The 6,472-nt window shown below is 54.6% G+C and carries 7 protein-coding genes and 1 CRISPR repeat array; of the genes, 3 read left to right on the top strand and 4 right to left on the bottom strand.

The features are described from left to right. Window positions 1-16 precede the first annotated feature (16 nt). A CRISPR array of direct repeats spans window positions 17-311; the repeat unit is 30 nt; unit sequence CTTTCAATTCTCCTAGAGTCTTATTGCAAC. Window positions 312-777: 466 nt separating this feature from the next. Then, window positions 778-1,194, bottom strand: a complete 417-nt coding sequence (locus MVK46_RS08740) for an RNA-binding domain-containing protein (RefSeq protein ID WP_297536291.1) — start codon at window positions 1,192-1,194, stop codon at window positions 778-780. A gap of 71 nt (window positions 1,195-1,265) precedes the next feature. Between MVK46_RS08740 and MVK46_RS08745 the strand changes: the two genes are divergently transcribed. Beyond that, window positions 1,266-2,072 carry a ZIP family metal transporter gene (locus MVK46_RS08745; RefSeq protein ID WP_297536292.1) on the top strand — a complete coding sequence of 269 codons (807 nt, stop codon included), beginning with the start codon at window positions 1,266-1,268 and terminating at the stop codon, window positions 2,070-2,072. Here MVK46_RS08745 and MVK46_RS08750 read toward each other — a convergent pair. Continuing rightward, window positions 2,041-2,613 (bottom strand): dephospho-CoA kinase, encoded by a 573-nt coding sequence (locus MVK46_RS08750; protein ID WP_297536293.1) that lies wholly within the window; start codon window positions 2,611-2,613, stop codon window positions 2,041-2,043. The genes MVK46_RS08745 and MVK46_RS08750 overlap by 32 nt on opposite strands. Before the next feature lie 103 nt (window positions 2,614-2,716). Here MVK46_RS08750 and MVK46_RS08755 point away from each other — a divergent pair, with 103 nt between their 5' ends. Next, window positions 2,717-3,049: a hypothetical protein gene (locus MVK46_RS08755; protein WP_297536294.1), complete on the top strand. Its 333-nt coding sequence runs from the start codon at window positions 2,717-2,719 to the stop codon at window positions 3,047-3,049. Here MVK46_RS08755 and MVK46_RS08760 read toward each other — a convergent pair. Beyond that, entirely contained in the window at window positions 3,042-5,201 is a 2,160-nt protein-coding gene (locus MVK46_RS08760) for an ATP-dependent DNA helicase (protein WP_297536295.1), read from the bottom strand. The two genes, MVK46_RS08755 and MVK46_RS08760, sit on opposite strands and share 8 nt — an antisense overlap. A gap of 45 nt (window positions 5,202-5,246) precedes the next feature. On the opposite strand from MVK46_RS08760, the gene MVK46_RS08765 reads away from it, so the two are divergent. Further along, on the top strand, window positions 5,247-5,876 hold the full coding sequence (locus tag MVK46_RS08765; RefSeq protein ID WP_297536296.1) for a hypothetical protein: 630 nt from the start codon (window positions 5,247-5,249) through the stop codon (window positions 5,874-5,876). Here MVK46_RS08765 and MVK46_RS08770 read toward each other — a convergent pair. After that, the coding region (locus MVK46_RS08770) for an ABC transporter ATP-binding protein (protein ID WP_297536297.1) at window positions 5,861-6,472 on the bottom strand (612 nt) is incomplete at its 5' end. The two genes, MVK46_RS08765 and MVK46_RS08770, sit on opposite strands and share 16 nt — an antisense overlap.

A 6,472-nucleotide genomic window follows, 5' to 3' on the forward strand; every position in this document is an offset into this window, starting at 1 on the left:
AAGGAGGCCCTCAAGACTTTCAATTCTCCTAGAGTCTTATTGCAACCAAGTCCGGGCGACATAATACATGCATTGGAAGACATCTTTCAATTCTCCTAGAGTCTTATTGCAACCTTAGACCCCAAGACCGTGAACGAGTTTAACACGGCTTTCAATTCTCCTAGAGTCTTATTGCAACTTCCTCTTTAACCTCGCTATGCTACTCGCTGATAAGCCTTTCAATTCTCCTAGAGTCTTATTGCAACTTCCTGAGAGCCTTAATGTGCTTAACGCTCAGCTCTCTTTCAATTCTCCTAGAGTCTTATTGCAACAGGGCGTGAAATTCGTTCTTTTGCCCATCAAAGAAAGAAGAACTTTCCGATACTTAAGCCTTTCTGAAAAAGTCCAGCAAAAACGCCCTGTGGTTTCCCAAATTGGGACAGCGTTTCCTCTTCTACGATTGGAGAGACCGTTTTCAAAGCCCCGATAGCGCAATGAACAGCAAGGTGCATGAGATTTCCGGAGCTTTAAAAGACGCTGAATTTCAAAAGTCAACCATTAAACAGCCTTAAACTAAAAGCAGAACATTTCCAGCAGGGTTTGAACCTGTTGGAAGCATTGGCGCCTTTTTCACAAAATCCTGAAAGAAATTCGTCACATTTAAAGCCTAACAACAGAACTTAAAGTTACAACTTTGGAAGCATAAAAACCGATTTCCCGGGGTCAGCCGAGGGCGGAAACCGGGAGCCGAGCAAACTAAAAGAAAAATGCGGAGGTTGGAGACGGCTCCATATGATATCACTCAATCGGAACGCCGTCTTTCGTTCTTGGAGCCAGCCACTTCATGAGCTTCCTCGGGTTCTTCGTGCGGATTATTATCGTTATCGGGCCTAACGGAGATTCCTCATTGAAGTTCACAACTCCAGCGTAAGCGGCCTGCTTGTTCACCTTTATGATTATCTCCTCGCCGAAGTAGCCCTCCTCGAGGAAAGAGCGCGCGGTGTCGAGTATCGCCTGCCCCCTGAAAAGCTCGTAGAGCCTGCTCAGTGCTTTCCTGCTCCTCGTCTTCCCGGTAAGAATTACGTAATCGCCCATGTCAAAGGCCTCGAACTCCAAGTCCGGCACGAGGTTCAGCATGGCTCTCTTTACCTTCTCAAGGCTTTCGGTCGGGTAAACGTACGCCTCAAGCTCGACTTCCTCAAACAGCTCCTCCATGCTCCCACCGGGCTAAGGTCGAAAGAAGGCTTATAAACCCAACCGCCAAAAATAGTTAGAGTGGCCGAACTATGTTAGAGGGCTTCATTCAGGGTCTTGCAAACTACCTCCTGAGCATCAGCGGGGGAAGCCTAATCTGGGTCTCCTTCTACGCAGGCCTCTTCGTCGCTCTCATGACTTCGCTCGGTGCTATGGTGGCGCTCTTTGCCAAACGGATTCCAGAAGGCGGCGTTGACTTCTCGCTCAGCTTCGCGGCTGGGGTCATGATTGTCGCTTCCTTCACCTCCCTGATTCTGCCCGCGATAGAGAGTTCTGGCTTCGCTCCGGCGGGAATAGGAATAGGCCTTGGCGTCCTCGTTATCTACGCGATAGACAAGCTTCTGCCCCACGAGCACCTCGTTAAGGGTTATGAGGGACCGAAGGGCATGAAGGAACGCCTTAAGAAAGTCTGGCTCCTCGTCTTCGCGCTCATAATCCACAACCTGCCCGAGGGGTTGGCGGTTGGAACGTCCCTCGTTTATAACATCGAAATCGGTCTCATTACAGCAATAGCGATAGGCATTCAGGACTTCCCCGAAGGGACCGTCGTTTCGCTTCCGCTGGCGGTCATACAGAAGAAGAGCCTCGGCCCGGTTCTCATTGGAGTGCTGAGCGGTTTGGCTGAGATGGTCATGGTAATCCTCGGGGCGGTCTTCTTTACGACCTTCTCATGGAGCCTGCCCTACGGCCTCGGCCTTGCAGGAGGGGCCATGCTCTACGTCACGGTCAAGGAGATGATTCCGGAGATATACAAAGGCGAGAAGAGCGAAACCCTCGTCACGCTGGGGTTCTTCACGGGCTTTTACGTCATGCTCCTCCTCGATTCAGCCCTCGGATGATTTCCTCGACGAGGGCCTTAACTTTCTCCTCGTACTCCTCCTTGCTTCCGTCGTTTATCAGCATGTAGTCGGCCATGGCTATGACGCTTCCTATGCCGAACTTGAGTTCCTTCCAGTCCCTCTCCTCGAACTCCTCCCAGGTCTGAGGGTCGTCATGCCTCCCGCGAGCTTTGAGCCTCTCAAAGCGCAGTTTGGGCGGCGTGTGAACGGCAACTATGACTATCTCCTCCTCCGGGAAGGCGCTTCTGAACGTCCCAACCTCGTCGAGGGAGCGGACACCGTCGATGACCACGAGCGGACTGTTCTCCAGAAGGGTTTTCACCTTCTCAACCGCGAGCTTCGCCACGGCGTTCTGACCGAGTTCCTGTCTCAGCCTGATGCTGACCTTGGCAACGTTTTCCTTCGTAAGCTGAAGGCCCCGCTTTAGGGTTTCCTCACGCACGATGTCGCCGAGAGAAACGCTGGGAAACCCCCTCTTTTCAAACTCCCGCACAATCCTGCTCTTCCCAGAGCCGGGCATTCCCGTGATTATCACTATCATCGTGCCCACCCCGAGTAGAGCGGCCCGGCTTTAAAAAGGTTGAGTTTTGTTAGGAGGGCAAAACTTTTTAAGGTTCACCACTTAAACCTAAATGGTGAGAAAGATGAACGTAGATTGGTTCATCTTCGGTCTTATCATTACGTTCCTGATAAACATACCGTTCGGCTTCTGGAGAGCACACGCCAAGAGAACCGGCAACAAGATGGAGTGGGCCCTGGCGGTTCACCTTCCGGTCCCCATAGTCGTGCTGATGCGCTATTTGGCTGGACTCAGCTGGAACCCGAGCGGGACACCGATGATGCTCGTCTTTGTTCTGGCCTACTTCCTCGGCCAGAGAACGGGCGGAAAGCTCTACTGGAAGGCCCACGAGAGCGGTCTCAACCCCGGCAGAAACGTTTTCGTTCTCTGGAGCGGGGGAGAGGGGGAGGCTATCTGAGGAAGTCCTCCAGCGTTCCCTTCCGCTTTGGTTTTTCGGAAATCCTCCTTTCGATTCCGAGGTAGCGGTAGATTCCGTCGAGGATTTTGGCGCCTATACCCTCGACTTTGAGAAGTTCAGCGGGCTTTGCGTTCGCTATGTCTTCAACGCTTCTGAAGCCTGCGTTGTAGAGCGCTCTAGCCCTTTTCCTCCCGACGTTCGGCAGCTTAACCAGCTCGAGTAGCTCCTCCCTAACGCCGTGCCTCAGGCGAAGGTGCAGGTCGCGGAGGTAGTTCAGTGCTTCCTCGCTCGGCTCGAAGAGCCTGTAGAGTTCGATGAGCGAATACATGAGCCAGTCGGCAAGCTCAACCAAACGGTAGAGGTCCCCCGGGTCTATGCCGTAGGTCTCGCAAATCCTCGCCTCTGGAACCTCGTTAATCCAGTCGAGGAGAACTTTGGCGGTCTTTACCTGACTCAGGAAGCCCTGGAAGCGTGAATCCTCGTAGTAGGGTATGCCCGCGTAGAGCTTGTCCTCAAGCTCGTAGGCCAGGTCGAGGTAATCTTCCATCTCGCGCCTTCTTGCCGTTAAGGTGGCCATGTCCGGGGTTGATGCTATGAGCTGGAAGATTCCGAAGGGGTTCGGATTCCGCTCGATTGCTGGAAAGGCGTCCTTGAACTTCTTGGCCGTGAGCGGGTCTATGTAGAGCTGGGACGTGCGCTTTCCGAAGGGCAGACTTATGAAGTTCTCGTTGAGGTCCAAATCTATGAACTCGTTCTCTATGAGGAAGTAGACGACGTCCTTTGCCTTACGCTCGAGCGAGCTTAAATCCTTCCGCTGGTAGGCGTAGAAGGTTTTCTCAAGGAATCCCACCAAATCCCGGAAGTTCTTAATCCCGAAGTTCGTGATTAAAGCCAGGACCTGACTCCTGAAGGCCTGCTCGTTGGCGAGCATTGAGAAGAGCTTCTCAGGCTTTCCGCGGATGTAGCGCTCCATCAGCCTGCCCGGCTCGTCGGTTCTGGCAACTATTATGGCCTCACCGTACTCGTCGTACTTGGGTCTTCCAGCCCTCCCCATCATCTGCTGGATTTCCAGAACGGGAATATCTGTCCAGCCGAAGCCAGCGTAGCGCTTGGTGTCGCGGATTACAACGCGGAAGGCGGGAGTATTGACTCCCGCGGCCAAAGTCGGCGTCGCTGTGATTACCTTAATCAGACCCCCCCGGAAGGCGTCCTCGATGAGGGTTCTCTCAGCCCTGCTCAGACCGGCGTGATGGAATGCAACGCCACCGCGTAGGGCCCTCTTCAGCTTCTCGTTCGTGGGGTTGTCCTCGAGCTGGCCGGCGAGGTTTTCCAAGGCTCTCTTTTCCGGCCTGGTTAGATGAGGCGAAACCAGCTTCGAAAGGGCCAGAGCCTCCTTTTCGGCGGAGCGGCGCGTGTTGACAAATACGAGCGCTCCCTTGCCCCTCTTCACGGCATCAGTGACGAGGTGGTACCAGCTCTCGGGACGGCTCTCTATCCTGCCGTCCTCCCACAGGAGGATTCCGCGGTGGAAAACTCCCCGTCTCAGCTGAACGGGTCTCCACTCACTCACCACGAGTTCCGCGTCGAGCCACCCAGCTAGCTCCTCGGCGTTCCCAATCGTTGCGCTCAGGGCCAGAATCTGAACCCTGCCGAGCATGTGAGTGAGTATCATCTCGAGCGTCGCACCCCTGTCGTAGGACCCTATGAGGTGAACCTCATCGGCAACGACGATTTTAACATCATCAATCCACCTCGCGCCGTGCCTCAGGAGGGAGTCGAACTTCTCGGCGGTGGCCACTATTATGTCGTACTTTCCAAGCCACTCATCACTCGAATCGTAGTCGCCCGTGGCAACGGCAACTTTGAAGCCCAGCTTCTCCCACTCCTTGAACTCGCGGTACTTCTCCTCGGCGAGGGCCTTGAGGGGGACGAGGTAGACGGCCTTACCCCCTTCGCGGAGGAGCCTGCTGACCATGACTATCTCGCTCACGAGGGTTTTTCCGCTCGCCGTTGGAATTGCCAGAACGAGGTTTTTACCTTCTAATACACCGCTCTTCAAAGCTTCCGCCTGGGGCGGATAAAGCTCCTCTATGCCCCTCCCCCTGATGACCGCCTTAACCCTCTCGTCAACCGGAAGTTCATCGACCCTCATTTTCGACCGCAATCCTTATTGAGGGAGCGGTTAAATAGGTTTGGGATGGCCATGGAGGTTCCCTACGTTCTCTTCGGGGTGTGGAAGAAGGACAGAAAGCTCGGGACGTACGCGATTGACGCTTACTTCATCGAGTTTCTGTCGCTTGAGCCGAGGAAGGCCGTTTTGATAAAAAGTCCCACCTCGATAGCGCTGAAGGAGAAGGGAGAGAACCCGCTACCGAAACTGTTGAGGGTTCCAGTGGGAGAACTGTTGAAGAACCTCTACACGAAGCTACTCGAGGAATCGAGCGAGGCCAGAACGGAGAGGATAAGCCACATAAGGCGGTGGAACGTTTGGCGGTTTCTTGGAATCCCGACCGGACACAGCAGGCACATAGCGGTTGACGAACAACTCGCCAAGGTTGAGCGCGAGAACGCCCTCGGACTGGCGCTCCTCAAGAAGGTTCTTGGAGTTAAGGACGACGTTGAATCCGTTGAAATCCGCGAGGTTAAGCTCCTCTACCGGGGGCTGTGGCTTGAAAGCGGTGAAGTCATGGACGAGAAGGGAGCCGATAAGGTTTATACGAACCTCCTCAAAATCGACCCTGTTTTCAGAACGGCCTTTTACTCTGCCCTTCTCAGAGAAACAGCGATGACGGAAGAAATAAGGGAGAAGGCTCAGGCCTTCTCGTAGAGCCAGCAGGCGACGTAGTGGTCCGGCTCAACCTCGACCAGCGGTGGCTCCTGTTTGTCGCAGAGGCCAGCTTTGGCGAGCGGGCATCTCGGGTGGAAGCGGCAGCCCTTCGGCGGGTTGATTGGACTCGGCGGTTCGCCCTTGATTTCCATTTTCTTCTTCTTTCTCGCCAGCTCCGGGTCGGGAATCGGTATGGCCGAGAGGAGCATCTGGGTGTATGGATGAAGCGGGTTGTCGAAGATTTTCTCGGCCGGGCCGACCTCGACGAGCTTCCCGAGGTACATGACGCCCATCCTGTGGCTCATGTACTTGACGACACCGAGGTCGTGGCTTATGAAGAGGTAGGAGAAGCCGTGCTTCTTCTGGAGGTCCTTGAGGGTGTTGAGTATGTTCGCCTGCACCGAAACGTCAAGAGCTGAGGTAGGCTCATCGAGGACGACGAAATCCGGCTGGAGGGCGAGTATCTTCGCCAGCGCTATCCTCTGTCTCTGACCGCCGGAAAACTCGTGGGGGTAGCGGTAGAGGTGCATCTCGTTGAGGCCGACGCTCTCGAGTAGCCTTATCACGAACTCCTCCGGGTCGTCAACCTCGATGCC

The organism is Thermococcus sp., assembly GCF_027066465.1.
Classification (GTDB): Archaea; Methanobacteriota_B; Thermococci; order Thermococcales; family Thermococcaceae; genus Thermococcus.